At 68.2% G+C, this 255-nt stretch carries 1 protein-coding gene; it reads right to left on the bottom strand.

Going from position 1 to position 255, the window contains the following annotated elements:
• On the bottom strand, positions 1–255 hold a 255-nt coding region (locus GSY69_RS15485), incomplete at both ends, for an IS3 family transposase (protein ID WP_160954417.1).

Here is a 255-nt window from a genome sequence, read left to right as displayed (position 1 = left end):
CCCACCGACGGTGCGCACGTACGTGATGTCCGCCACCCACAGCTCGTTCGGCGCCAACGCGTGGAAGTCACGCTCGACCAGGTCCGGGCGGTGATCGGGCAGCTTCGACGCGACGGTCGTGAACGGGTGACGCCCGCGCCGAACACCGTGCAGCCCAGCGACTCTCATGAGCCGGGCGGTCTGGTCGCGTCCGATCATCCAGCCCTGGCGGCGCATCGCGTGCCACATCTTGCGGTGGCCATACACGCCGTAATT

This window comes from Brevibacterium rongguiense, assembly GCF_009857845.1.
GTDB lineage: Bacteria > Actinomycetota > Actinomycetes > Actinomycetales > Brevibacteriaceae > Brevibacterium > Brevibacterium rongguiense.
This window is presented reverse-complemented; position numbering and strand designations above follow the sequence as displayed.